The 25493-nt window shown below is 69.8% G+C and carries 20 protein-coding genes; 8 read left to right on the top strand and 12 right to left on the bottom strand.

The genetic code is table 11. The features are described from left to right. Positions 1 to 27 precede the first annotated feature (27 nt). The 5 genes from OED52_RS10770 to metH all read right to left on the bottom strand — a co-directional run bounded on the left by OED52_RS10770 (position 28) and on the right by metH (position 6400). Entirely contained in the window at positions 28 to 309 is a 282-nt protein-coding gene (locus tag OED52_RS10770) for a phosphoribosyl-ATP diphosphatase (RefSeq protein WP_264150906.1), read from the bottom strand. Between the two features lie 64 nt (positions 310 to 373). Next, complete coding sequence (locus OED52_RS10765; protein WP_264150905.1) at positions 374 to 1264, bottom strand: pseudouridine synthase; 891 nt, start codon at positions 1262 to 1264, stop codon at positions 374 to 376. Positions 1265 to 1268: 4 nt separating this feature from the next. Next, positions 1269 to 2129 (bottom strand): oxygen-dependent tRNA uridine(34) hydroxylase TrhO, encoded by an 861-nt coding sequence (gene trhO / locus OED52_RS10760; RefSeq protein WP_264150904.1) that lies wholly within the window; start codon positions 2127 to 2129, stop codon positions 1269 to 1271. A gap of 1 nt (position 2130) precedes the next feature. Then, positions 2131 to 2838, bottom strand: coding sequence for an HAD family hydrolase (locus OED52_RS10755; RefSeq protein ID WP_264150903.1), 708 nt, complete (start codon positions 2836 to 2838; stop codon positions 2131 to 2133). Continuing rightward, on the bottom strand, positions 2831 to 6400 hold the full coding sequence (gene metH / locus OED52_RS10750; RefSeq protein ID WP_264150902.1) for a methionine synthase: 3570 nt from the start codon (positions 6398 to 6400) through the stop codon (positions 2831 to 2833). Before metH ends, OED52_RS10755 begins: the two co-directional genes overlap by 8 nt. Before the next feature lie 51 nt (positions 6401 to 6451). Between metH and OED52_RS10745 the strand changes: the two genes are divergently transcribed. Both OED52_RS10745 and OED52_RS10740 read left to right on the top strand, forming a co-directional pair. Then, complete coding sequence (locus OED52_RS10745) at positions 6452 to 7351, top strand: PAC2 family protein (RefSeq protein WP_264150901.1); 900 nt, start codon at positions 6452 to 6454, stop codon at positions 7349 to 7351. Next, the gene (locus tag OED52_RS10740; protein WP_264150900.1) at positions 7348 to 8490 is read left to right on the top strand and encodes an MFS transporter; all 1143 of its coding nucleotides are present in this window, start codon (positions 7348 to 7350) and stop codon (positions 8488 to 8490) included. Before OED52_RS10745 ends, OED52_RS10740 begins: the two co-directional genes overlap by 4 nt. A 104-nt stretch (positions 8491 to 8594) precedes the next feature. Here the strand turns inward: OED52_RS10740 and OED52_RS10735 are convergent, their stop codons facing one another. Next, entirely contained in the window at positions 8595 to 9614 is a 1020-nt protein-coding gene (locus OED52_RS10735) for an AraC family transcriptional regulator (RefSeq protein WP_264150899.1), read from the bottom strand. A gap of 126 nt (positions 9615 to 9740) precedes the next feature. Here OED52_RS10735 and OED52_RS10730 point away from each other — a divergent pair, with 126 nt between their 5' ends. Continuing rightward, the gene (locus tag OED52_RS10730; protein ID WP_264150898.1) at positions 9741 to 10649 is read left to right on the top strand and encodes an SDR family NAD(P)-dependent oxidoreductase; all 909 of its coding nucleotides are present in this window, start codon (positions 9741 to 9743) and stop codon (positions 10647 to 10649) included. Positions 10650 to 10674: 25 nt separating this feature from the next. Here the strand turns inward: OED52_RS10730 and OED52_RS10725 are convergent, their stop codons facing one another. After that, positions 10675 to 11133 (bottom strand): 6,7-dimethyl-8-ribityllumazine synthase, encoded by a 459-nt coding sequence (locus tag OED52_RS10725; RefSeq protein ID WP_264150897.1) that lies wholly within the window; start codon positions 11131 to 11133, stop codon positions 10675 to 10677. Between the two features lie 113 nt (positions 11134 to 11246). Between OED52_RS10725 and OED52_RS10720 the strand changes: the two genes are divergently transcribed. The 4 genes from OED52_RS10720 to OED52_RS10705 all read left to right on the top strand — a co-directional run bounded on the left by OED52_RS10720 (position 11247) and on the right by OED52_RS10705 (position 16529). Further along, positions 11247 to 12323, top strand: a complete 1077-nt coding sequence (locus OED52_RS10720) for a helix-turn-helix domain-containing protein (RefSeq protein ID WP_264154653.1) — start codon at positions 11247 to 11249, stop codon at positions 12321 to 12323. An 82-nt stretch (positions 12324 to 12405) separates the two neighbouring features. Further along, a complete protein-coding gene (gene otsB, locus OED52_RS10715; protein ID WP_264150896.1) occupies positions 12406 to 13245 on the top strand; it encodes a trehalose-phosphatase in 840 nt (279 codons plus the stop codon). 65 nt (positions 13246 to 13310) lie between these two features. Continuing rightward, positions 13311 to 15770, top strand: coding sequence for a glycoside hydrolase family 65 protein (locus OED52_RS10710; protein ID WP_264150895.1), 2460 nt, complete (start codon positions 13311 to 13313; stop codon positions 15768 to 15770). Positions 15771 to 15785: 15 nt separating this feature from the next. Next, positions 15786 to 16529 carry an HAD family hydrolase gene (locus OED52_RS10705; RefSeq protein WP_264150894.1) on the top strand — a complete coding sequence of 248 codons (744 nt, stop codon included), beginning with the start codon at positions 15786 to 15788 and terminating at the stop codon, positions 16527 to 16529. A 3-nt stretch (positions 16530 to 16532) separates the two neighbouring features. Here OED52_RS10705 and OED52_RS10700 read toward each other — a convergent pair whose 3' ends face one another. Continuing rightward, on the bottom strand, positions 16533 to 18905 hold the full coding sequence (locus tag OED52_RS10700) for a phosphoketolase family protein (protein WP_264150893.1): 2373 nt from the start codon (positions 18903 to 18905) through the stop codon (positions 16533 to 16535). A gap of 62 nt (positions 18906 to 18967) precedes the next feature. Next, the gene (locus OED52_RS10695; protein WP_264150892.1) at positions 18968 to 19648 is read right to left on the bottom strand and encodes a DNA alkylation repair protein; all 681 of its coding nucleotides are present in this window, start codon (positions 19646 to 19648) and stop codon (positions 18968 to 18970) included. 167 nt (positions 19649 to 19815) lie between these two features. On the opposite strand from OED52_RS10695, the gene OED52_RS10690 reads away from it, so the two are divergent. Continuing rightward, positions 19816 to 21780 carry an FUSC family protein gene (locus tag OED52_RS10690; protein WP_264150891.1) on the top strand — a complete coding sequence of 655 codons (1965 nt, stop codon included), beginning with the start codon at positions 19816 to 19818 and terminating at the stop codon, positions 21778 to 21780. A 149-nt stretch (positions 21781 to 21929) separates the two neighbouring features. Here OED52_RS10690 and OED52_RS10685 read toward each other — a convergent pair whose 3' ends face one another. Genes OED52_RS10685 through OED52_RS10675 form a run of 3 tightly spaced genes read right to left on the bottom strand, consistent with a single transcriptional unit; the run spans position 21930 to position 25485 of the window. Beyond that, positions 21930 to 24038 (bottom strand): hypothetical protein, encoded by a 2109-nt coding sequence (locus OED52_RS10685; protein ID WP_264150890.1) that lies wholly within the window; start codon positions 24036 to 24038, stop codon positions 21930 to 21932. After that, the gene (locus OED52_RS10680) at positions 24035 to 24361 is read right to left on the bottom strand and encodes a helix-turn-helix domain-containing protein (RefSeq protein WP_068159118.1); all 327 of its coding nucleotides are present in this window, start codon (positions 24359 to 24361) and stop codon (positions 24035 to 24037) included. Before OED52_RS10680 ends, OED52_RS10685 begins: the two co-directional genes overlap by 4 nt. Further along, entirely contained in the window at positions 24361 to 25485 is a 1125-nt protein-coding gene (locus OED52_RS10675) for a tyrosine-type recombinase/integrase (RefSeq protein ID WP_138846018.1), read from the bottom strand. The genes OED52_RS10680 and OED52_RS10675 overlap by 1 nt, the downstream gene beginning before the upstream one ends. Between the last annotated feature and the right edge of the window lie 8 nt (positions 25486 to 25493).

The raw sequence follows: 25493 nt of genomic DNA, 5'->3' as shown, positions 1-25493 counted from the left end.
GGCGCACGAGGGCGGGCCCACCGCCCGTCACAGATGCTTGTAGACGTCCTCGAGCTTCAGTCCCCGCCCGACCATCAGCACCTGCAGCCAGTACAGCAGCTGCGAGATCTCCTCGGACAGTTCCTCGTCGGACTGGTACTCGGCGGCGATCCAGACCTCACCGGCCTCCTCGAGTACCTTCTTGCCCTGGAAATGCACGCCGGCGTCCAGGGCGGCGACGGTACCGGAGCCCTCGGGACGGGTCGCGGCGCGTTCGGACAGCTCGGCGAACAGGGAATCGAAGGTCTTCACGGACATCGATTGTTTCATGCCCCGCGATCGGCGCCGCATCCAGGACACCGCCGACCCCCACAGAGACGTTCACCACCGATGTTCACCACTGCAGGACCCGGTCGCTGACGAACCACCGCGCCACCCCCGAGATCGGATCGGTGAACTCCAGCGACCGCGCCAGCAACCGCAGCGGCTCGGTGAAATCGTCCGCGCGGCGCCGCTCGAACCGCGGATAGAAGTTGTCCCCCACGATCGGGATTCCCAACGCCGCCAGATGCAACCGCAACTGGTGCGTCCGCCCCGTGCGCGGATGCAGCCGATAACGGGCCCGCTCCCCCCGCCGCTCGAGCAACTCGATGCGGGTCTCCGCATTCGGCTCCCCGTCGAGGAACTGCTCGGCCGTCAACTCCCCGTGCCGCTTGACGATCCGCGAGCGCACCACCCGCGGGAACTCCAACTCCGGCCGGTACCCGGCGACCGCCTCGTACACCTTCCGCACCCGCTGCTGCTCGAACAGCTGCTGATAGGGCCGCCGCCGCTGCGGATCGGTGGTGCACAACAACACCCCCGCCGTCATCCGGTCCAGGCGGTGCACCGGCACCAGATCCGGCAGCTCCAGCTCGCGGCGCAGCCGCACCACCACCGACTCACGGATGTGCGCGCCCCGCGGGATGGTCGCCAGGAAATGCGGCTTGTCGGCCACCACCAGGCCGTCCTCGCGGTGCAGCACCTCCACCGGGAACGGCACCGGCACCTCCGGCGCCGGCTCCCGGTAGAAGTACACGAACCGCGTCGGCTGATACCGGCTGTCCTCGGTCACCGCCCGGCCGTGCTCGTCCACCAGCTCCCCCGCGGCGAGGCGCGCGGCCCAGTCCTCCTCCGGATACGCCGCCCGCAGATAGCCGACGATCGTGGTCGCCACGGCCTCGGCGGGCATCCGGATGCGGTCCGGACCGAGCCCGTCGCGCACCGGCAGCGGTGCAGCCCGCACCGGTCTACGCCTCCACGGGATCCGGGACGCAGCTCTCGCACACCAGGGTCAGCTCCCGGCCCTGGACGTCCGGATGGTTCCGGTACCGCGAGGTCGGGGTGCCGCACAGCGTGCACCGGCCGATCACCGTCGCCGCGTCGCTGAACTCGACGTTCATCCGCCCGTCGAAGACGTACAGCGAACCCTCCCACAGGCCCTCGTCGCCGAAGGTCTCGCCGTACCGCACGATGCCACCGTCGATCTGGTAGACCTCCTCGAAACCACGGTGACGCATCAGCGCCGACAGCACCTCGCAGCGCACCCCACCGGTGCAGTAGGTCACCACCGGCCGGTGCTTCAGATGGTCGTACCGGCCGCTGTCGAGCTCGGCCACGAAATCCCGCGTCGTCGCCACATCCGGCACGATCGCACCCCGGAACCGCCCGATCTCCGCCTCGAACCGGTTACGGCCGTCGAAGAACACCACCTCGTCGCCGCGCTCGGCGACCAGCTCGTGCACGGCGTGCGGCGACAGGTGCACCCCACCGTCGACGATGCCGTTCTCGTCGACCTTGATCTCCTCCGGCACCCCGAAGGTGACGATCTCCGGCCGCACCTTCACCGACAGCCGCGGGAAATCGTCGCCGGTGCCGTCCGACCACTTGACATCGGTGTCCTTGAACGCCGCATAGCTGCGCAGACCCCGCACGTACTTCTTCACCGCGGCGATGTCCCCGCCCACGGTGCCGTTGATGCCGTGCTCGGAGAGCAGGATCCGGCCCGTCAACCCCAGCGACGACGCCAAGGTGTACTGCCACAACCGGATCGCCTCCGGATCCGGCAGCGGCGTGAACCTGTAGAACAGCACGATCTTCGGGACCGCCACCTCAGCGCACCCCCGCCCCGTGCAGCTCGTGCAGATCCTCCGCGCTCAACCCCTCGAGGGTCGACCGGAACACCCGCCGCGCCGAACCCGGCACGTCCACCAGCGACGGCACCACCAGCACCGTGCAGCCCGCCGCGTCCGCCGCGGCCGCACCCGTCGGCGAGTCCTCCACCGCCAGGCACTGCGCCGGATCGAGCCCGAGCAGCTCGGCCGCCCGCAGATAGGGCGCCGGATCCGGCTTGCCGGCCGGCACCTCGTCACCGCACACCGAATGATCGAAATGCTCGCGGCCCAGGGTGTCCAGCGCCACCTCGCACAACGCCCGCTCGGTGTTGGTCACCAACACCGACCCCAGCCCCGCCTCACGGACCGTGCGCAACGCCGCCTGCGCCCCCGGCCGCCACGGCAACCCCTGCGCGAACAACGCCCGCATGTACTCGGTCAGCCACACCGCCGCCGCGGCCTGCTCGTCCTCGGTCGGCTCCAGACCCAGCCCCGCGAACGTGCGGTACACCGCCAGATCCATCGGACCCCCGATCGTGGCGATCCGGGTCTCCTCGCTCATCGGACCCCCGAGATGCAGCGACAACTCCCGCATCCCGACGTCCCACAGGCGCTCCGACTCGAGCAACGTGCCGTCCATGTCCCACAGCACCGCCCGCAACGCACCGTTGTGCACCGCGAGCGGCGCCTCCACCCACTCAGACATTGAAGTACTTCGCCTCCGGGTGGTGCAGCACGAACGCATCGGTGGACTGCTCCGGATGCAGCTGCAGCTCCTCCGACAACTCCACCCCGATCCGCTCCGGCTCGAGCAGCTCCACCAACTTGATGCGGTCCTCGAGATTCGGGCACGCCCCGTAGCCGAACGCGAACCGCGCACCCCGATAGGCGAGCTTGAAGTACTCGGCGACATCCTCGGGATCCTCGTCCGCCGCCGTCCGGCCCTCCGGGAACACCAGCTCCTGCCGCACCCGCCGATGCCAGTACTCGGCCAGCGCCTCCGTCAGCTGCACCCCGATCCCGTGCACCTCCAGATAGTCCCGGTAGGCGTTCGACGCGAACAGCTCGTTCGCGAAATCCGCGATCGGCTGCCCCATCGTCACCAGCTGGAACGGCCACACATCCACCTGACCCGACGCCAGCGCATCCTCCCGCGACCGCACGAAATCGGCGATGCACAGGAAACGCGGCCGCTGCTGCCGCGGGAAGGTGAACCGGTACCGCTCCGGCGCATCCGGGCGCGCCTCGGTCAGCACCACCACGTCGTCACCCTCGGACACCGCCGGGAAGTAGCCGTACACCACCGCGGCGTGCTGCAGGATCCCCTCGGTCGCCAGTCGGTCCAGCCAGTACCGCAACCGCGGCCGGCCCTCCGTCTCCACCAGCTCCTCGTAGGTCGGCCCGTCACCGCCGCGCTGCCCGCGCAGCCCCCACTGCCCCAGGAACAACGCCCGCTCGTCGATCAGCGACGCGTAGTCCGCCAACGGGATGCCCTTGATCACCCGGGTACCCCAGAACGGCGGGGTCGGCACCGGCAGATCCGCCGCCACATCACTGCGCGCGGGGATCTCCGCCGGTGTTGCCGCGGCCTTCCGCTTCTCCGCGATCCGCTTGCTGCGCTCGTGCCGCTCCTTGCGCTCGGCGGCCTTCCGCGCCTCCTCCAGTGCCTCCGGGCTGTCCGGAGCCGGGCCCTCGCCCCGCTTCTCGGCCATCACCCGGTCCATCAACGCCAGACCCTCGAAGGCGTCCCGCGCATACGACACCTTGCCCTCGTAGATCTCCGCCAGATCGTTCTCCACGTAGCTGCGCGTGAGCGCCGCACCACCGAGGAGCACCGGGAACTGCTCGGCCACCCCGCGGGCGTTGAGCTCCTCGAGGTTCTCCTTCATCACCACCGTCGACTTCACCAGCAGCCCCGACATACCGATCACATCGGCGCGCTTGTCGACCGCCGCCTCCAGGATCGTCGCGATCGGCTGCTTGATACCGAGGTTGATCACCTCGTAGCCGTTGTTCGACAGGATGATGTCCACCAGGTTCTTACCGATGTCGTGCACATCGCCCTTGACGGTCGCCAGCACGATCCGGCCCTTGCCCTCGTCGCCCGTCGACTCCATGTGCGGCTCGAGGAACGCCACCGCCGCCTTCATCACCTCGGCGGACTGCAACACGAACGGCAACTGCATCTGCCCCGACCCGAACAGATCGCCGACCGTCTTCATCCCCGACAACAACGTGTCGTTGATGATCGCCAACGGCGGGGTGGTCTGCATCGCCTCGGTCAGATCGTCCTCGAGACCGTTGCGCTCACCGTCGACGATGCGCCGCTCCAGCCGCTCGAACAACGGCAACGCCGCCAGCTCCTGCGCCCGCGACTCGCGTGCCGACGCCGCCGACACACCCTCGAACAATTCCATCAGCTTCTGCAGCGGGTCGTAACCCTCCCGCCGCCGGTCGTACACCAGATCCAGCGCGACCTGCCGCTGCTCCTCCGGGATCCGCGCCATCGGCAGGATCTTCGACGCGTGCACGATCGCCGTGTCCAGACCCGCCTCGGTGCACTCGTGCAGGAACACCGAATTCAGCACCTGCCGCGCCGCCGGATTCAGACCGAACGACACATTCGAGATACCGAGCGTGAAGTGCACCTCCGGATGCGCCTCGTGGATCCGCCGGATCGCCTCGATCGTCTCGATCGCATCCCGGCGCACCTCCTCCTGGCCCGTCGAGATCGGGAAGGTCAACGCATCGACGATGATGTCCTGCGGCGACAGACCCCACTTGCCCGTCAGATCCGCGATCAACCGCTCCGCGATCCGCACCTTGTGATCCGCGGTACGGGCCTGGCCCTCCTCGTCGATCGTCAACGCGACCACCGCCGCACCGTGTTCGACCACGTGCTGCATGATCCGCTCGAACCGCGAACCCGGACCGTCACCGTCCTCGTAGTTCACCGAGTTCACCGCACACCGGCCACCGAGATGCTCGAGACCCGCCCGGATCACGTCCGGCTCCGTCGAGTCGATCATGATCGGCAACGTCGACGACGTCGCGAACCGACCCGCCAGCTCCGCCATGTCCACCGCACCGTCACGACCGACGTAGTCGACGTTCAGGTCCAGCATGTGCGCACCGTCGCGGATCTGATCCTTCGCGATATCCAGGCACTTGTCCCAGTCCGCGGCGAGCATCGCCTCCCGGAACGCCTTCGACCCGTTCGTGTTCGTCCGCTCACCGATCATCAGGATCGACGCGTCCTGCTCGAACGGCACCGAGGTGTACAGCGACGACACCCCCGGCTCCGGCTGCGGGGCGCGCGGCGCCGGTTCCACACCCCGCACCGCCTCGGCGACCTGCCGGATGTGCTCCGGGGTCGTGCCGCAGCAGCCCCCGACGAATGCCAGCCCGTACTCGGCGACGAACCCTGCCAGGGCCTCCGCCAGCTCCTCCGGCTGCAACGGATACTCCGCGCCGTTCGCACCCAGCACCGGCAGACCCGCGTTCGGCATCACCGACACCGGGATCCGCGCGTGCTGCGACAGGTACCGCAGATGCTCGGTCATCTCGGCCGGGCCGGTCGCGCAGTTCAGACCGATCAGGTCGATGCCCAGCGGCTCCAACGCCGTCAACGCCGCACCGATCTCCGACCCGAGCAGCATCGTGCCCGTCGTCTCCACCGTCACGTGCGCGACGATCGGCACCCGCCGGCCCGCCTGCTCCATCGCCCGCTTGCTGCCGATGATCGCGGCCTTCGCCTGCAGCAGGTCCTGGCAGGTCTCCACCAGGATCGCGTCCACGCCGCCGTCGATCATGCCCAGCGCCGACTCGACATACGCGTCGCGCAGCGCCGCGAAAGGCGCGTGACCGAGGGTGGGCAGCTTCGTACCCGGACCCATCGACCCGATCACCATGCGCGGCGTCCCATCGGCGGAGGGACCCATCTCGTCGGCCACCTCACGAGCGAGGCGGGCACCACGTTCGGACAGATCACGGATACGGTCGGCGATGTCGTAGTCGGCGAGGTTGGGCAGGTTGCAACCGAAGGTGTTGGTCGAGACCACGTCCGCGCCGGCCTCGAAATACGCCCGATGGATCCCACGGATCACATCGGGGCGAGACTCGTTGAGGATCTCGTTGCACCCCTCCAAGCCGCGGAAGTCGTCGAGCGACAGATCCGCGGCCTGCAACATGGTGCCCATCGCCCCGTCTCCGATGACAACGCGCCGCTTCAGCGCATCGAGCAGGACGGAATGCAGTGGGGTGGACATGCCCTTCAGACTAGTGGGCGCCCGGATCGGGGCGGGTCGTAGGCTGGACGGGTGAGCGCACCCGACTTTCCCGAGAGCCCGGACCAGGACGTCCCAGTCCTGCGCGATCCGGTACTCGTCGCCGCCTTCGAAGGGTGGAACGACGCCGGCGACGCCGCCAGCGGCGCCGTCGAACATCTCGAACTGATCTGGGACGCCGAGCCCTTCGCCGAGCTCGACTCGGAGGAGTACTACGACTACCAGGTCAACCGGCCCCAGGTCCGGCTCATCGACGGCGTCACCCGCGAGATCGTCTGGCCCACCACCCGGCTGTCCCTGTGCTCGCCTCCCGGCGCCGACCGCGACGTCGTCCTGCTCCACGGCATCGAACCGAGCATGCGCTGGCGCAGCTTCTGCGACGCCATCATCGAACTCGTCGACGAACTGCAGGTCCACACCGTCGTGCTGCTCGGAGCCCTCCTCGCCGACACTGCCCACACCCGGCCCGTCCCGGTGACCGGCACCGCCTACAGCTCCGAGGCCGCCGAACGCTTCAAGCTGCAGACCTCCCGCTACGAAGGCCCCACCGGCATCACCGGCGTCCTGCAGGACGCCTTCGTCCGCGCCGGCATCCCCGCCGTGTCCTTCTGGGCGGCCGTCCCCCACTACGTGTCCAACCCACCCAACCCCAAGGCCACCGTCGCGCTGCTGCGTCGCGTCGAGGACGTCCTCGACATCGAGGTGCCCCTCGGCGAACTCCCCCTGCTCGCCGAGGAGTGGGAACAGACCGTCACCGACATGATCGAGGACGACGAGGAGATCGCCGAGTACGTGCGGACCCTCGAGGAACGCGGCGACGCAGAGGCCGAGGAGGACATCTCGGAGGTCATCGCGAAGATCGACGGCGACGCCCTCGCCGCGGAGTTCGAGCGCTATCTGCGTCGACGGGGCCCCGGCGGCTTCAACCGGTGAGCGCGGTTCGCGAACCGCTGCAGCGCGCGGCGCTGTACGCGGGTGGATTCCTTGGGCCCTTCGGCGGCAGTGTCGTCGTGTCGATGCTCCCGGAGATCGGTGCCGACGTCGGCGTCTCCACCGGGGCCGCGGCCACCACGGTCACCGCCTACCTCGCGGTGTTCGCAGCGACCATGCTGTTCTCCGGCACACTCGGTACCCGCTGGGGGCGGGTGCGCACCGTCCGCAGCGCCTATGCGGTGTACGCGGCCGTATCGCTCGCCGCTGCTCTTGCTCCCACCTTCTCCCTGCTCCTCGGCGCGCGGATGCTGCAGGGCGCCGCGAACGCCTTCACCACTCCGATCCTCCTCGCCGCCCTGGCGATGGTCACCCCCAAGGACCGGCTCGGTCGGGCGCTCGGGTTGTTCGGGGCGATGCAGGCCACCGGTCAGACCGTCGCCCCTCTGGTGGGCGGACTCGCCGCCGAGACCAGCTGGCGCTGGTCGTTCGTGGTCCTCGCCGCCGCGGCGGTGGTACTCACCGTCATTGGCCTGCCCGACTCGGTACGCGACGAGACGGCCGGCCGCGAACCGGCCCGCCTGCGTGACGCACTCGGACCGTACGTGCTTCGGATCGGTGTGGTGGCTCTGCTCGGCAACGCTGCACTCGGCGGATTGAACTTCCTGTTGGCCTTCCGCACCGAGGACTTCTTCGGGCTCACCTCGTCCCAGCGCGGTGCCCTGCTGACCTTGTTCGGTCTCGCCGGCATCCTCACCGCCCGTCCTGTCGGCATGCTCATCGACCGTGTGGGCGCCCGCCGCTCGCTGATCGTCGGCGCGCTCGGCGGGGCGGCCCTCGTGGTGACGATCGGTGGTGCGTCCTCCCTGGTGATCATCTCCGTCGCCTGGTTCCTCGCGGGAGTCGCATCGCAGTGCATCCTGGTCGGCGTCAACGCCGCAGTACTCGGCGGCGGTGGCGGCAACCGCGGCGGTGCGGTCTCGGTGGTACAGGCTTTCCGCTTCGGCGGCCAGGCCTTCTCCCCTGTGCTGCTCACACCGGTCTATGGGGCAGAGCCTTTCGCGGCCTTCCTCGTACCTGCTGTTCTGCTCGCAACGGTGGTGCCCATCGCGACACCTCGGACCGGTCCTCGCCCTTCCTGATCTCCAGCCCGCCTCGCGGTTTCATAGTCGGCGAGGGTCGGTGAGCTCCCTCGTGAGGTGATGTGTGCGGGAGGGAGGGATTCTGTATTTCTATAGTTTCCGTCTTATCCAGAATAATTTCGGATCGTTCTGCCACGCCCCGGGGTCCGTCCGGTCCATCGTTTGAAGGCGACCGTGAAGCTCGACGCGTCCGAGTAGCCCAGTCGTCTCGCCACCCTCTCCACCGGCAACCCGGCATCGAGCAGTTCCTCGGCCACCGCCCCGAAGGTCTCCGCGACGATCGCACGGTAGGAGGTCCCCTCCTCCCCCAGCCTGCGTCGCAGTGTGCGCACGCTGGTCCCCAGCTCCCGAGCCACCCGCTCCTGGGTCGGCCCCTCCGCTGCGGTCCGCAGCAGCACCTCCCGCACACTGCTGCTCAGCCCGCTGCGGCTCTGTCGTCGCTGCAGCAGCTCGGCGCACTCCCGCAACAGCACCGCCGCGGCCTCCGGGCTGGCGGTCGGCATGGGGCGATCCAGCGCCCGCGCGTCCACGACCACCGCGTGCGGCCCGGTGGTTCCGACGACCCGGTAGCCGTGCGAGGCCAGGACCGGACCCACCCGCTCCCCCAGCGTCGAGTCCACCTCGATACGCCGTACCTCGGACCGGTCTCCCCACAGGGCTTCCCAGTGTGTGAGCATCCCCGACACGTCCCGTTCGAACAGGAACCCGCGGGCCTGTGCCGGCACATGCCGGTCGTCGAGACAGAAACGAACCTCGTCGCCGTCGTAGCGCAGGGCTGCCCGGGAGAACGCGAAGGTGAGATCGAAGAAACGGGTGCCGACCTCGATCGCCTCCCGCACCGTCGCGCAGCTGAGCAGGGCGTAGCCGAAGATGCCGTGCACCACGGCCTGATAGCGGCGGCCGAGCACGAACCCCTCCCCCGGCGCGTCGTCCAGTGCCGTCACCAGGTTGGTGATCACCGTCAGTTCCTGCTCGTCGGTGATCTCCCGTCCCGGCTCCGCCAGAGCGGCTTCGGTCAGCCCGGTGCCGGCAAGCAGTGTCTGCGGGGCGATGCCGCGTTCACGGCCGAACGACACGAGCAGGGCCGCGCTCGTCGCCGCGCGGCGGGAGGTCCAGCTGTTCACGAGGACCCATCTTTCGGCACCGTGGCCGAAATTCACAAGAACTTGCCGATAGTGGCATGGCTCACGATCCTCGCCGTTCCTAGCGTGGACAACAGCAAGGACACACGAACGAAAGGACGACGCCGCATGAGCGCGAACCTGCAGGGCAGACGAGTGGTCATCACCGGTGGTGCCCGCGGCATCGGACGGGCGACCGCGGAGGCGCTGGTCGCCGCCGGCGCCCGCGTGGCCATCGGCGACATCGATCAGGACCTGGTGCGCGAGACCGCCGCCGCCATCGGGGACCGCTTCGGCACCACCGTGCTCGGCGCCCACGTCGACGTGAGCGACCGCGCCTCGTTCGAGGAGTTCCTCGGCCTCGCCGAACTCGAACTCGGCGGACTCGACGTGCTCGTCAACAACGCCGGCATCATGCCCACCGGTGCCTTCCTCGACGAGACCGACCTCGTCACCGACCGGCAGATCGGCGTGAACATCCGCGGCGTGATCCTCGGATCGAAGATCGCGGCCGCGCGCTTCACCGCCCAGGGCCACGGCCAGATCGTCAATCTCGGCTCCGTCGTGGGCATCGAGGGTGCACCCGGTCTCGCCGTCTACTCGGCCACCAAGCACGCGGTGATCGGCCTCGGCGCGGTGCTGCGCCAGGAACTGGCCGAGTCGAACGTCGTGGTCTCCACCATCGCACCGGGTTTCGTGCGCACCGAACTCATCGCGGGCATGAAGCCGAACGCCCTCATCGAGAAGGTCGCGATGGTCGGCCCGGAGGACGTCGCCGCCGCGATCGTCGACGTGATCACGAAGCGCCGCCCCGGCCTGCGGTACGTGCCGCGCGCGGCGGGGGTGATCCTCGGTGTGCTGAAGCTGTTGCCGGAGGCCACCCGCTACCGCCTGTCGGCGGCGTTCGGGCTGCAGAAGCTGGCGCTGAACACCGACGAGACCGCCCGGGCAGCGTACCGGCAACGCACCGAAGCGCCGGAGCCCCGCACCGAAGCGACCTCGCCCGCGAAGAAGAACGTGTCCGGCAGCGCACGCTGAACGCGGCTGCGCTGCCGGCCCGGGATCACTCGGTCGGCAGCGCAGCCAGCGACTGCAGGGTGGCGTCGAGAGCCCGCGCGGCCTCGGCGCCCTTCTTCACGAAGTGCTTGGTGAAGTATTCGACGTGGTCGCTGTGCTCGTGGAAATGGTGCGGGGTCAGCACCACGGAGAACACCGGCACGTCGGTGTCGAGCTGGACGCGCATGAGCCCGTCGATGACGGCGGTGGCGACGAAGTCGTGCCGGTAGATGCCGCCGTCGACGACCAGGCCGGCGGCGACGATGCCGGCGTAGCGGCCGGACTGCGCGAGGCGCTTGGCGTGCAGCGGGATCTCGAAGGCTCCGGGCACCTCGAAGAAGTCGATCGAGTCCTCCGGCCAGCCGAGCGTGCCGATCTCCTCGGTGAAGCCGATCTTCGCCTGGTCGACGATGCTGCGGTGCCATGTGGCCTGGACGAAGGCGATCCGGCCGGTGGTGTTGTTCATGTCACGAAACTAGCGCATGTCGCCGTTGTGGGCCGGGTGTGGTGGGGGTGGTGTCCGGACCACCGTGATTTCGTTAATTTCTCTTTTCCGTTCTGCACAGAGTGGCTATCGTGGTGGATGTGACTGCGCCCGGTACCGCCCCCGCCAATCCGATCGGCCCCCGCCCCGAGCGGCACATCGACATCTACCGCCGCGCCGCGGCGCGGCTCGAAGCGTGCCTGCCGCTGGGTTGGTCGTTGTCGAGCGACCGCGCCCGCTCCCCCGAGGCCCCCACCCGCCTGCTGGTCACCGCCCCCGACGGCGAGTCGGTCTCCTTCGCCGTCGTCACCTCCCGCGGTGTGCTCAGCGGCGACGTCGCCCGCATCGCCGCCGACCTGTCCGATGCCGATCGTGGCTTCGTGTGCGCCCACTATCTGTCCGATCCGGTGCGCCGCCAGCTCGACCAGCACGGCATCTCCTACGCCGACGCGACCGGCAACCTCTCCCTCGTCGCGGCCCGCCCGGCGATCTGGGTGCGCGACCGCGGTGCCGACGCCGATCCGTGGCGCGGCCCCGGCCGCCCCTCCGGGGTGCTGACGGGTGAGCCGTCCGATCGGGTGGTGCGGGCGCTGGCCGATCATGTGGGCGAACTCAGCGTCCCGGAGCTGATCAAGCTGTCCGGGGCCTCCACCGGCGCGACCTACCGGGTGGTGGAGGTGCTCGTCGAACGCGAACTGGTGCGACGGGTCCCCCGCGGCCCGATCGTCGAGGTGCGCTGGGAGCCGATGCTGCGCGCCTGGGCCGGGGAGCGGAAGGTGTGCGCGGTGCGGCGGTTCGCCGCCCCCGAGGGGGTCGCGGCGATCCGTGCCCGCCTCGCCGAGCGCGTCGACATCCCCTACGCGCTCACCGGTGTCGGTGCCACCGACTACGCCGCGCCGGCGTTGCTCGAGGCGTACGCCGACGATCCCGACGACTTCGCCGATGCGCTCGGGTTGCGTCCGGTGGACCACGGTGGCGACGTGGTGGTGGCGATCCCGTGGTCGCCGGTGGCCTTCGATCGGATGGATCGCCGTGGTGGGCTGCGTCACGTCGCGGTGTCGCATCTGTACGCCGATCTGCTGGCGGGTCCGTTCCGCAACGACGATGCGGCCGAACATCTCCGGGAGCAGCTCACCGCCGAGGAGGCGCGCTGGCGCCGGCCGTTGCGGTGATCGAGTTCCGGATCGGAGGCATGTGTCCGAGGTGTACGGTTCGAGACGAACGGCCCGCCGGGACGACAGGAGGACCGAGACGATGACCACGCTCCGCGCCGTGGAGGAGCTGCCGGCGGCCCTGGCCGCGCATTCCTCGCCCGGACGAGTGGCCGACGAGCTGGCCGCGCGCCTGTCCGGGCGCCGGCCCGCGGTGTTCCTCGACTACGACGGAGTGCTCACTCCCATCGTCGCCCGCCCCGAGGACGCGGTGTGGTCGGACGGGATGCGCCGCACCGTGCGGGAACTCGCCGACCGGTGCTCGGTGTGCATCGTCACCGGCCGCGACCGCGAGGTGGTGCAGCAGCTGATGGGCGTCGACGATCTCGTCGTCGCCGGCAGTCACGGTTTCGACATCTGGAGCCCGACCACCGGTCCGATCGCCCACGACGTGCTCGACGACTTCACCGATCTGGTCGGCGAGGTCACCGCGCTGCTGCGCGAACGGGTCGACGGTATCGCCGGGGTGGGCATCGAACCGAAGCGGGCGTCGGTGGCGGTGCACTACCGGCAGGCCGATCCTGCCGACCGGCCGCGGGTGACCGCGCTGGTCGAGACGTTGCTCGCCGAGAACAGCGGCCGCCTCGACATGGTGCCCGGGAAGATGGTCTACGAACTCAAGCCCGCCGTCGACTGGGACAAGGGCCGGGCCGTGCTGCACCTGATCGACGTGCTCGGCCTGACCGGGGAGGAGGTGCTGCCGTTGTATCTCGGCGACGACATCACCGACGAGGACGCCTTCCGGGCGCTGCAGGGCCGGGGCGTCGGGATCCTCGTGGGCAGCCCCGACGATCCGGAGATGGCCGAGCGCCGGACCGCCGCCGACTTCGTCCTGCCGTCGGTGGATGCCGTGCAGGACTTCCTGTCCGTGCTGGGGAGGTAGCGGCACCCACCTCTCCCCCGCGCGGTCTTTCCGCTCGTATCGGTTCCGACTCCCAGGAGGCGTCCGTGTCCGACCCGGAATACACATCCGACCCGGATTACACGTTCGACCCCGAATTCACTCTCGGATACGACCGTTTCGATCCCGAGGACGAGGCGCTGCGTGAGTCGCTGACCTCCACGGGCAACGGGTACTTCTGCACGCGGGGCACCGCGGAGTGGGAGGACATGGGTGAGGTCCACTATCCGGGGACCTATGCGCACCGTTGCTACAACCGCGAGACCACGATCATGGGCGGCAATCCCGTCCTCAACGAGGATCTGGTCAATCTGCCGAACTGGCTCGTGCTCAAGCTGCGCATCGAGGGTGAGGACGCGATCCGGTTGTCGAACGTGGAGATCCTGTCCTACCGGCACGTCTACGACATCCGCACGGCGACGGTGGTGCGGGAGCTGCGGTTCCGGGATCGGCGGTTGCGCGAGACCACGCTGCGCAGCCGCCGGTTCGTGAGCATGGCGCATCCCCACCAGGGTGCCGTCGAGTGGTCGCTGACCCCGGAGAACTGGTCGGGGCGGGTGGAGATCGTCTCCGCGCTCGACGGGCGGGTCACCAACCGGGCGGTCGCCCGGTACCGCGATCTCGAGGGCCGACATCTCGACCCGGTGTCCCCGCGTACCTTCGGGCCGGAGACGATCGCGTTGAAGGTGCAGATCCGCCAGTCGGACATCTACATCGCGCAGGCCGCGCGTACGCGGGTGTTCCGGGACGGCTCGCCGGGGCCGATGCTGATCGACCGTGACCTGTACCAGACGGAGGACTACATCCAGCAGGTGCTGGCGTTCGAGGTCTCCGCGGGCGCCACGGTGCGGGTCGAGAAGCTGGTGACGATGTTCACCTCCCGCGACGACGCGATCACCGAGCCGTTGGCGACCGCGGGCCGGCACGTGTTGCGTTGCCCCGATTTCGCGGAGGCCTGGGCCGAGCACGCCGCGGCCTGGGACGAGTTGTGGGACATCTGCGACATCCGGTTGCCGCGGGAGCCGCGCGCCCAGTTGCTGTTGCGCCTGCACGTCTCGCATGTGCTGCAGGTGTGTTCGCGGCACACCGCCCGGCTGGATGCGGGGGTGCCGGCGCGGGGGTTGAACGGGGAGGCCTATCGCGGGCACGTGTTCTGGGACGAGACGTTCGTCTATCCGTTCCTGGATCTGCGGGCGCCGGAGATCAGCAAGGGGTTGATCCTGTACCGCTACCGGCGGCTGGGTGAGGCGCAGGCCGCGGCGCGGGAGGCCGGTTACCGGGGGGCGATGTATCCCTGGCAGAGCGGCAGCGACGGCACCGAGGAGACCCAGACGGTGCATCTGAATCCGCTGTCGGGGCAGTGGGATCCGGATCTGAGCCGCAATCAGCGGCATGTGAGCGCGGCGATCTTCTACAACGTGTGGCGGCATTTCCAGGCCACCGACGATGTGGAGTTCCTCGCCGACTACGGGGCGGAGATGATGCTCGAGATCGCCCGGTTCTGGGCGTCGATCGCGCACTACGCCCCGGAGCGGGACCGGTACGAGATCCACGGGGTGATGGGCCCGGACGAGTTCCACGAGATGTATCCGGGGTCGTCGGAGCCGGGTTTGCGCAACAACGCCTACACGAACGTGATGGTGGCGTGGATCGCCGCGCGGGCGCTGGACGTCTTCGAGGTGCTGTCGACGAGCCGGCAGACGGCGTTGCGGGCGGCGCTGCGGGTGACCGACGACGAGTTGCGTACCTGGTCGGAGATGAGCCGGAAGATGTTCGTGCCCTTCCACGACGGGGTGATCAGCCAGTTCGAGGGGTACGAGGAGCTCGAGGAGCTGGACTGGGACTACTACCGGTCGAAGTATTCGAACATCGGGCGGATGGATCGCATCCTGCGGGCGGAGGGCGACGACCCGAACCGCTACAAGGTGTCGAAGCAGGCGGACACGGTGATGTTGTTCTTCCTGTTCGACGACGAGGAGTTGCGGGCGGTGTTCGAGCGGCTGGGGTATCCCTACGATCGGGATCTGGTGCGCCGCACCGTCGAGTACTACGATGCGCGGACCACGCACGGTTCGACGCTCAGTCATGTGACGTTCGCGGGTGTGCTCGGCGGGTTCGACCCGCAGTCGTCGTGGCAGCGGTTCAAGCTGGCACTCGAGAGCGACGTGAGCGACCTGCAGGGCGGCACCACCAAGGAGGGCATCCACATGGGTGTCATGGGCGGCACCCTGGATCTGGTGCAGCGCTACTACGTCGGCGCCCGGGTGTACGGGGGGGTGCTGGTGTTCCGGCCGCGGTTGATCTCCCATCTGGACGGGGTGGCGTTCTCGATGCGTTATCGTGGCACCCCGCTGCGGGTGCACATCGACGGCAACGTGCTGACGGCGCTCGCCGAGGCGGAGGGTTTCCGGGTGCCGGTGCGGGTCGCACTGAACGGGGAGACCGTCGAGCTCGGGCCCGGGCAGTCGCACGCGTTCCGGTTGAACCCGGTGCCGGCGCAAGCCTGAGCTCGGAGGGCGGCGGTGGCGGATTTCCGGGCGGTGATCTTCGATGTCGACGGGGTGCTGGTGGACTCCCCGCACGAGCTCGCGTGGCGGGAGGCGCTGGCGGAGCTGCTGACCGGTGAGTGGGCCGGCCTGCGGGAGTGCACGTCGTGGACGCCGGAGGGTTTCACGGCGCAGGTGTACCGGCAGGTGGTGTCGGGGCGGCCGCGGCTGGACGGGGCCCGGGCGGCGCTGGAGTTCTTCGGGGTGCCGGACGCCGCGCGCCGCGCGGTCGAGTACGCCGACCGCAAGCAGGAATTGTTGTTGCGGTCGATCGACGAGCGGCGGTTCTCCGCCTACGACGACGGGGTGCGGTTCGTCGCGGTGGTGAAGGCGGCGGGGTCGGCGGTGGCGGCGGCGTCGTCGTCGAGGAACGCCGGGCGGTTGTTGGCGGCGATCCCGGCGGGGGACGGTTCGTTGCTGGAGTCGTTCGATGCGGATCTGTCGGGGCGGGAGGTCGCGCACGGCAAGCCCGCCCCGGATCTGTTCCTGGCGGCGGCCGCCGAGCTGGGGGTGCCGCCGGAGCGATGTGTGGTGGTCGAGGACGCGGTGAGCGGGATCGCGGCGGCGAAGGCCGGGGGGATGTGGGCGCTCGGGGTGGCCCGGTTCGACGACGCCGCCGAGCTCGAGGCGGCGGGCGCCGATCTGGTGGTGACCTCCCTGGACGAGGTGGACGTCGACGCGTTCACCGCCGGGCGCCTGGCCCGCCGCGGATCGGTGTGACGCTCAGTCGATTCCGACGCCCTGCCAGTGCCAGTCGGTGATCACCGGCATGTCCTCGCCGTGGGTGCGCACGTAGCGGGTGTGTTCGGCGAGGATGTTCTCGAGTTCCTCGCGGGCGTGCCCGGCGATGGGCCGGATTCGCTCGACGCGGTCGAGGACGTCGAGGGCGAGGTGGTAGCGGTCGATGCGGTTGAGTACGCACATGTCGAAGGGGGTGGTGGTCGTGCCCTCCTCGATGTAGCCGTGGACGTGGAAGTTGTCGTGGTTGGTGCGCCGGTAGACGAGACGGTGGATCAGCCACGGATAGCCGTGATAGGCGAAGACCACCGGCGTGTCGGTGGTGAACAGTGCGTCGAAGTGGGCGTCGGGTAGGCCGTGGGGGTGCGCCCGGTCGTCCTGCAGCCGCATGAGGTCGACGACGTTGACCACCCGGATGCGCAGGTCGGGGAAGCGGCGGTGCAGCAGGTCGACGGCGGCGAGGGTCTCCAGGGTGGGGATGTCGCCGGCGCAGGCGAGCACCACGTCGGGTTCGGTGTCGCGGTCGGTGGAGGCCCACTGCCAGATCCCGATGCCCTTGCGGCAGTGGGTGGTCGCGTCGTCGATGTCGAGGAACTGTACGGCGGGTTGCTTGCCGGCGACGATGACGTTGATGTACTGGCGGGTGCGCAGGCAGTGGTCGGCCACCGAGAGCAGGGTGTTCGCGTCGGGCGGCAGGTAGACGCGCACGATCTCGGGTTTCTTGTTGACGATGTGGTCGATGAAGCCGGGGTCCTGGTGCGAGAACCCGTTGTGGTCCTGCCGCCACACGTGGGAGGTGAGCAGGTAGTTCAGCGATGGGATGGGGCGGCGCCAGCGGATGCGGTTCGTGGTGAGCAGCCATTTGGCGTGCTGGTTGACCATCGAGTCGACGAGGTGCGCGAACGCCTCGTAGCTGGAGAACAGTCCGTGCCGGCCGGTGAGCAGGTAGCCCTCGAGCCAGCCCTGGCAGGTGTGTTCGGACAGGATCTCCATGACCCGCCCGTCGGGGGCGATGTGGTCGTCGCCCGGCTCGATGCGGGCGTTCCAGGTGCGGTCGGTGGCGTCGAGGACCGCGTCGAGGCGGTTGGAGTTGTTCTCGTCGGGTGCGAACATGCGGAAGTTCGTGGGGTTGCTGCGCATGACGTCGCGCAGGAAGGTGCCGAGGATGCGGGTGGCCTCGCCGGTGGCGGTGGCCGGTTCGGGAACATCGACGGCGTAGTCGCGGAAGTCGGGAAGGATCAGGTCGCGCAGTACTGCTCCCCCGTTGGCGTGCGGGTTGGCGCTCATCCGCCGGGTACCGCGGGGCGCGACATCGCGCAGGGCGGCGACGGGAACGCCGTCGTCGTCGAACAACTCCTTCGGCCGGTAGCTGCGCAGCCATTCCTCGAGGAGGCGGCGGTGCTCGTCGTTGCCGCGGGGATCGCCGATCGGTACCTGGTGGGCGCGCCAGGTGCCCTCGACCGGGGCGTCGTCGACCTCGACCGGTCCGGTCCAGCCCTTCGGGGAGCGCAGCACGAGCATCGGCCAGGCCGGGCGGGTCGCGGTGCCGGTGCTGCGGGCGGTCTGCTGGATCTCGGAGATGCGGTCGAGCGCCGCGTCGAGGGCGGCGGCGAAGCGCCGGTGCATGTCGGCGGGATCGTCGCCGGCGACGACGATCGGTTCGTGTCCGTAGCCGCGCAGCAGGGAGATCAGTTCGTCCTCGCCGATGCGGGCGAGGACCGTCGGGTTGGCGATCTTGAAGCCGTTGAGGTGCAGGATCGGCAGCACCGCCCCGTCGCGCCGCGGGTCGACGAATTTCGTCGAGTGCCAGCTCGCGGCCAGCGGCCCGGTTTCGGCTTCGCCGTCGCCGACGACCGCGGCGACGATCAGGTCGGGGTTGTCGAAGGCGGCGCCGTAGGCGTGCGCGAGGGAGTAGCCGAGTTCACCGCCCTCGTGGATGGAGCCGGGGGTCTCGGGGGCGACGTGGCTGGGGATGCCGCCGGGGAACGAGAACTGGCGGAACAGGCGCCGCATGCCGTCCTCGTCGCGGGAGATCTGCGGGTAGACCTCGCTGTAGGTGCCTTCGAGCCAGGCCGCGGCGACCGGTCCGGGGCCGCCGTGGCCAGGTCCCATGACGTACATCATGTCGAGGTCGCGGGCGACGATCGCGCGGTTGAGGTGGGCGTAGACGAAGTTCAGGCCCGGGGTGGTGCCCCAGTGGCCGAGCAGCCGCGGTTTGATGTGGTCGGGTCGCAGCGGTTCGCGCAGCAGGGGGTTGTCCATGAGGTAGATCTGTCCGACGGACAGATAGTTCGCGGCGCGCCACCAGGCGTCGAGGGCCTCGAGGTCGGTGCGGCGGGGGTCGGTGGCGGGCGGCATCGTTCTCCTCGTCGTCGGCGACCGGGCGCGTCCTGTGCAGCGGTACCCGGGCGGGGGCCGGTTCACGCGTTCTGCCGGCGCACCATCTCCGCGATCCAGGCCGGGGCGTAGGGCGAGGTGCAGCCCGGGGAGGTCGGGTAGTCCTTCAGCACCTCGAGGCGTTCGCCGATGTCGAGGGCCCGCGCGCGGTGGTCGCGGTGTTCGATGCCGATCTGCGCGAGGCAGGTGTTCATCGCCCATTGCAGTCGTTCCGGGGCGTCCTTCATCTGTGCCTCGATCGTGTCGAGCAGGCCGGGCAGGTCGAGGCCGGCGGGTTTTCCGACGACGCGGTCGGCGGTGAGGGCCCAGCCGGCGCTCGCGACGACCGGGTCGGGGTCGTCGAGCCAGATCAGGCGCAGGTCCTCGGCGTGGGGGTTCTTCTTCACCACGTAGTTGACGAGCCAGTCGTGCACCTTGGGGGTGCGGGTGTCGCGCAGCATGGTGTCGAGGTCGGTGCGGTCGAAGGCCTTGGGGCGGCAGATCAGCAGGGCGAGCAGGCGGGCGGCGGTGTCGCCGGTGTCCCACAGTCGCCGGGCGAGTTCCTGCTGGGTCTTCAGGCGTGTGGCGATCGCGCGGAGCTTCGTGAGGTTCACGCCGTGGTCGTCGCCGTGCCGGGCGTTGACCGCGCGGATCTTCGGTTCGTCGAGGGCGGTGAGTTCGGCCAGCAGGTCCTGGACGGTCTCGTCGGAAATGGTGTCGGCCATCGCGGTCTCCTGTCCGTCCGTGCGGGCCCAGCCTACGAGATCGGGGCCGGGTCCGGGGCGGCTGCGCCGTTTCCGGGGGTCGATGCCGCATACTGCGAGGACCGTTCACCGGTTGCCGCGCAGATGTTTTCGCGGTCGGTGCCCGCCGCGAGCGAGGAGGAGCGAGAGTGCAGGAACGGCCCGCGACCGGATCCGATCCCGACTGGCGCCCGGCGGTGTGGCTGCGGTCGCTGCTCGTCGCGCCGCCCGCACCGTGGCCGGTGGGCCGTTCGGTGCGTGCGGCGGTGACGGTGGCGGGGCCGTTGCTCGCCGGGGCGCTGACCGATCATCTGCTGGTGGGCATGTGGATCGCGATGGGGGCACTGCTGCTCGCGGCCGGGGAACGCGACGACGCGTACCGGACCCGGTTCCGGCAGATCGCGGTGACCACGCCGCTGGCGGCGACGGCGTATCTGCTGGGTTTCCTCTCGTCCGCACCGCACGCGCTGGTCGTGGTGGTGATGGCGGCGCTGGCGTTCGGGGCGGGGGTGCTCAGCGGGTACAGCCATCTGTTGTCCGTCGGCACGATGCAGGCGCTGCTGATCGCGGCGCTGGCGCTCGGGTTGCCGGTGACGGCGCCCTACTGGCCGGCGGCCTGCTGGTTCCTCGTCGGCGCGGCGCTGTACGCGTTGCTGCTGGGGTGCGAGGTCCTGTCCGATCGGCGGCGGCCGCAGCGGCAGGCCCTGGTGGATCTGTTGACGGCGCTGGCGGATCTCGCGCGGGCCCGGGCCGTGGACGCCGCGGACCTCACCGGGGTGCGGTCCCGGGCGGTCGCCGCGCTCGATGCCTTCCACTCGCGGGCGCTCGTGCAGCGTGGCCGTGCCTTCGGTCCGACGCCGGACTACGACCGTGCCGCCACCGTCGTGCGGGCCGCCGACCAGCTGCTGGCGCGGCTGCTCGCCGAGGACTGTGATCCGGGTGGCGCCGCGGCGACGGCGACGCGACTGGACGAGTGCGTCGTCGCGGTGCTGCGACACCGGCGTCCCACCCCGAGCCGCGCCGCGTCGGGGACGCTGGTGCGGCTGGCGATGCTCGAGGCCGCGATCTGGGGGGCCGCCGCAGCGCCGGGGGCGGCGCCGGCCGCCGGGTGGTCCCGCCCGGCGCCGCCCGGGCCGGTGTTGCTGCTGACCGCCACCCGTCTCGGGGTGTGCACGGGGCTGGCCTATCTCGCCTTCTATCTGTTGCCGGTCCATCACGGTTACTGGATTCCGCTGACGGTGGCGCTGGTGATGAAACCCGATCTCGGATCGGTGTTCGCGCGGGCCACGCTGCGCAGCCTCGGCACCGTGGCGGGCGCGGTCGTCGCGGTGCTGGTCGCCGCGCTGGCCCCGGCCGGTCCGGTCGCGGCGTGCGTCGTCGTGGCGGTCTTCGCGGCGGTGCTGCCGTGGGCGATCGGCCGGTCGTATCTGTGGCAGGTGCTGGTGCTGACCCCGCTGGTGATGATCCTCATCGACGTGGTGGTGCCCCACGATCGGGTCGTCGAACTGGGGGTCGACCGCATCGTCGCCACCGTGCTCGGTGGCGTGATCGTGGTGGTGGCGGGCTATCTGGTGTGGCCGTCCGCCCGGCACGTGCACGTCGCCCGGTCGTTCGCGGCCACGCTCACGGCGCTGGCGGACTACGCCGGCGAGGTGGCGGGCGGTGCCGGGCCGGACGCGGTGGCCGCCACCCGCCGGGATGTCTACCGGCGGTTGTCCGACACCCGCGCGGCGTTGCAGCGCACCCTGGCCGAGCCGCCTCCGGCGGGCGCCGAGGCGTGGTCGTGGATCCCGGTGGTCGCGGCCGCGGAACGGGTCGCCGATCGCATCACCGGGGCGTCGGCGACGCGGTCCGCCGCCCCGGACGTACCGGCCTCGGCGGAGCTGCGCGCGCTCGCGGCGGACCTGCGGGATCCGGGTGCCGCCCGGTGCCGGACGGCCGGTGCGGAGCGGATCCCGGTGGCGTCGGTGCACGGCGCCGATTCGCCCGATCCGGCGATTCGTGAGCTCGCCGACGAGATCGCGCATCTGCGGTCGATGCTGGTGCCGGACCCCGGGTCGCGGCGGCTCGGTTCCTCCGTGGATGCACCGCGCCACGAGGGTGAACCGAGCTGATCCACCGCGAGGCCGTCGCGGACGTGTGCAACACGCCGACCTCCAAGCAGATCGTCGTGCGGCTCGAACCCGGTACGGCCCCGGTACCCGGCGGTCGCCCGCTCGCCCCGGACTGGCGGAGTGACGGTATTCGGTGGATGCGGTATTCGTCATGTCTTCCTGGGGTTGTCATGGGTGTGTCCTGCGGTGTCGGTTCGGATGGCAAGGTAGTGGGTCCAGTCCCGTCGTGTGCGGCCCGCCCATCGGGTGGCGGTGGTGATGTGGATGCCGAGCACGTCCGCGGCGATGGGGGCGGGGATCTCCCGGGCCCAGGCAGCTCGGGCTGCGTGTCGAGCGGGCCGGGGGTCGATCCCACAGGTTCGAAGGTTGCGGGCCAGCACTTTCGGTGTGGTGGGCTTGCCGATCCTTCTTCCCTGGAAAAGGAAGCGGGTCGTATCGCCGGGACGCGGGAAGGGGGCACGGCCATCGGCGTCGTCGGCGAGACTGTGCACGAGCGTGGCGAGGGCCGGAGGGAGCGGGACGGTGCCGTTGCCGATGCGGAGGTAGGCATCGGTATCGGTATCGATGATGTCGCTGGTGGTGAGATCGGCGATGCTGGTGATGGTGCGTCCGTAGAGCAGTACCAGCGCGCCGCTCGCTCGCACGTGCAGGGGCAGCGTCTCGTCGTGCAGACAGCGAGCGAGCATTGCCCAGCGGTCGTCGTCGGTGAGGATGTGTGATGGTTCGCCGCTGTGAGGGTTCGGCACGACCAGGTCGGTGCACCGGTGGTGGGTGGTCGCCCAGGTGATGAAGTTGGCCAGGAAATATCGGTAGCGACTGCCACCGTCGAGCCAGCGATCGAGGTCGGCTTGGGTGGCGGTGGCCAAGGGGGTGTCGTGTTCGTCGAGCCAGGACAGAAAGTCCAGGGCGAGGGAGATCTGGCTGCGGGCGTAGGCGGCGGCACTGTCGGTGACCGGGCGGTTTCGGGCGCGGCGGCGGGCTCGCCGTAGCACGTGCCAATGCGCGAAGGGACGCACCAGTTCACCGTGGTGGGCGGGGTGGCTCTCGAGAATCTCGTCGAGCCAGGGTCCGATCCGTTCGATCAGGTCTGTGCGGTCGGGCAGGATCCCGGCGTGGACGAACAAATCGCGCAGCCGGGGTAGGGCTGCGCTGTGGGGGACGCTGTCGAGCAGCTGATGGGTGATCGGTTCGTCGTGAGCGCGTAGGGCTATCTGGTGCAGCAGAGCAGCACCGCCGCGCCGGCGGCGCAGCCAATACCGGGTGATCTCGGGGTTGGGCACCGTGCGGAAGACCTCGTCGAGCACGGTGAGTGGAGCGGCGATGCCCCGCTGCGGATCGGCGATCACAGCGTGCAGGGTGGTGATCAGGGCGTCGTGGCCGGTTTCGTCTCGACGCCGACGGACCCGGCCGGGTGATTCGGTCAGCTCGGGTTCGAGGATGTGGCCGGCGTCCCGGCACGGCAGACACACCGGATGCTGCGCACGCGGATGGGCCGGATACGCGGTGCCGCAGACGGTGCACGACCGCAGGCGTCGGGTCCGGCAGCGGATGCAGATATCCGGGCTGGTTGCCGTGGCGCGGCGGTCGATGCGTCGGTGCTCACCGCAGGCGCCGCAACGGCGCAGGGGCCGGCGGTAGCAGGACTTGCAGATCGGACCGTCGGCGGTGTGGGCGTAGGTCGAGGCGGTGTGCTCGCAGCGACAACAGCGGCGCTGCGGGGCGCGATAGCAGTTGGGGCACACCGCGGCACCGTCGGCGCGCCGAGTCTGCACCCGCAGCACCCGTCCGCAGGTGCCGCAGGGTTCGCGCCTGCAGGGGATGCACGAGCGGCACAAGGGATCACCACGGTCGGTGTGGGTGGCGATCGGGCGATCGTGCCCGCAACGTCCGCAGGGTGCGCGATGGTAGAAGCGGCGGCAGTTGTCGCAGACTCGGCCGCCGTCGACGATGTGCGGCAACAGCACGAGCCGACCGCAGCGCAGGCAGCCGGGGACGACGACGGTGGTGTGGCCGGCGTCGGCCAGCAGCCCGGCCAGCCGTTGCACCGCGATGGGCGCGTCCGACGACCCGGAGATCAGCGCGTCCGGATGCTCGGCCAGGTGCGTCTCGAGGCGTCGCAGGGTGTGCGCGACGGTGGCACGCTCGACGAATTGTGTAGCGGCGGTGGGGTCGAGGTCGGGCACCACCGCGCAGAGCCGGGCAGCGGCCCGGTCGAGTACCGTCTGCCGCCGTTCCCGGCGGGCCTGGGCGGCGGTCATGTCGACCTCGGCCGACGGATGGTGGTGCGCCGAACCTGCGGCGGGGCAACTCGTTCGGCCGGGCCGCCGGTCTTGGCGACGGGGGTGTTGACCACATCGATCTCGATCAGATCGTTCGGGGTGCAGGCGAGGATGTCGCACAGGGCGGCGAGGGTGTCCATCGACAGTCGCTGTGGGGGTGCGGTGACCAGCCGGTAGACCTGCTCTCGCGAGAGGTGGATGCCACGCTCGGCCAACAGCGGCACCAGGTCGGTGGTGGCGAACATGTCCTGCTCGGCCATGCGTTTGCGCAGATTCCAGCGGTAGCCCATCTTCTTGATCATCAGCGCTGCTCCCACAGTTCGGTACGGTCCTGCAAGGCGCGCCGGATCAGCCGGCGCCGGTACTCGTCCGAGACCCCCGTGTAGAGCGCGGTGGTCGACGCGTAGCGGTGCCCGACCTGCTCGGAGACGAACCGTTCCGGGTAATCGAACTCGACCAGATGAGTGACGTAGGAATGACGCAGGCAGTGCAGATCCAACTCGGTCGGCAACCCGGCCGCCTGCCGAGCCGAGGCGAAGGCCTCGTTGATGCTGCGCATCGACATCCGCCCGGCCCGTTCGTTGACCCACACCGCTGCCAGCGGACCCGGATGCAGCAACGGACGCACCTCGGTGACCCAGTGCTCGAGCACCTCGACGATCCAGTCCATCTCCGGCACCGTGAGTACGGTGCGACGCTTGGGCGGACCGCCCTTCGACGCTTTACCCCAGCGCACGAACCACGCCCCGTAGCGGCCGTACTGCCCCGCGGTGGGACTGTGCCGCCGATCCGCCAGGTCCAGCCCGTACGCCTCCCGGCGGCGCAGGCCGTAGGCGTACACGGTCTTGAGCAGCGCCGCGTCCCGCAGCGCCGTCAGCGCCCCCTTGCGACCCCGCTCGCGGATCTGTCCCACCCGGGCGTCGGCGGCATCGAACAATGCTTGGACCTCGTCGTAGGTCAACGGGCGCCGCCCCGGCTGTCCCTCGACGTCGGCGACATGCGCGATGGTGTTGCCTTCATGGAAGATTCGCTGTGGCACCTGCGAGAACCGTTGCTCGCACACCGCAGGCCACCCGTACCGACGATCGGTGACGTACTCGACGAACAACGCGATCGCCATCTCGTAGCTGCGCGCCGTGGACACCACGATCGGTCGCGCCCGCAGTTCCGAACGCAGATGCGTGATGAAATCTTCCCCATCGGCCGGTTCCCACTGCCACGGATACGAATTGGTGAACTCGGCCATTCGCCGCACCACCGCCACCCGTGGACCGATCGTGCCGGACTCGCTCAGAAACCGGGTGCGTTGCTGTCGCTGCCACCCGGCGAGCATCGCCTCGAACACCGCCTGCTGCGGATCCAGGTGCACCACCGCATCGGCCAGCACCAGATGCGCCGCACCGGGCGGATCGACCACTGACTCCATATGTTGCA

This window comes from Rhodococcus sp. Z13 (assembly GCF_025837095.1).
Taxonomy (GTDB): Bacteria; Actinomycetota; Actinomycetes; order Mycobacteriales; family Mycobacteriaceae; genus Rhodococcus; species Rhodococcus sacchari.
The sequence above is the reverse complement of the archived record's forward strand: the minus strand, read 5'-3'. Positions and strand labels throughout refer to the sequence as shown.

What these genes read in the sequence shown, in the direction of transcription:
- OED52_RS10680 (WP_068159118.1), bottom strand. Translation starts at nt 24,361, where the DNA reads ATGATCAAGAAGATGGGCTACCGCTGGAATCTGCGCAAACGCATGGCC.
- OED52_RS10730 (WP_264150898.1), top strand. Translation starts at nt 9,741, where the DNA reads ATGAGCGCGAACCTGCAGGGCAGACGAGTGGTCATCACCGGTGGTGCC.
- OED52_RS10770 (WP_264150906.1), bottom strand. Translation starts at nt 309, where the DNA reads ATGAAACAATCGATGTCCGTGAAGACCTTCGATTCCCTGTTCGCCGAG.
- OED52_RS10700 (WP_264150893.1), bottom strand. Translation starts at nt 18,905, where the DNA reads ATGCCGCCCGCCACCGACCCCCGCCGCACCGACCTCGAGGCCCTCGAC.
- metH (WP_264150902.1), bottom strand. Translation starts at nt 6,400, where the DNA reads ATGTCCACCCCACTGCATTCCGTCCTGCTCGATGCGCTGAAGCGGCGC.
- OED52_RS10695 (WP_264150892.1), bottom strand. Translation starts at nt 19,648, where the DNA reads ATGGCCGACACCATTTCCGACGAGACCGTCCAGGACCTGCTGGCCGAA.
- OED52_RS10755 (WP_264150903.1), bottom strand. Translation starts at nt 2,838, where the DNA reads ATGTCTGAGTGGGTGGAGGCGCCGCTCGCGGTGCACAACGGTGCGTTG.
- OED52_RS10685 (WP_264150890.1), bottom strand. Translation starts at nt 24,038, where the DNA reads ATGACCGCCGCCCAGGCCCGCCGGGAACGGCGGCAGACGGTACTCGAC.
- OED52_RS10675 (WP_138846018.1), bottom strand. Translation starts at nt 25,485, where the DNA reads ATGGAGTCAGTGGTCGATCCGCCCGGTGCGGCGCATCTGGTGCTGGCC.
- otsB (WP_264150896.1), top strand. Translation starts at nt 12,406, where the DNA reads ATGACCACGCTCCGCGCCGTGGAGGAGCTGCCGGCGGCCCTGGCCGCG.
- OED52_RS10725 (WP_264150897.1), bottom strand. Translation starts at nt 11,133, where the DNA reads ATGAACAACACCACCGGCCGGATCGCCTTCGTCCAGGCCACATGGCAC.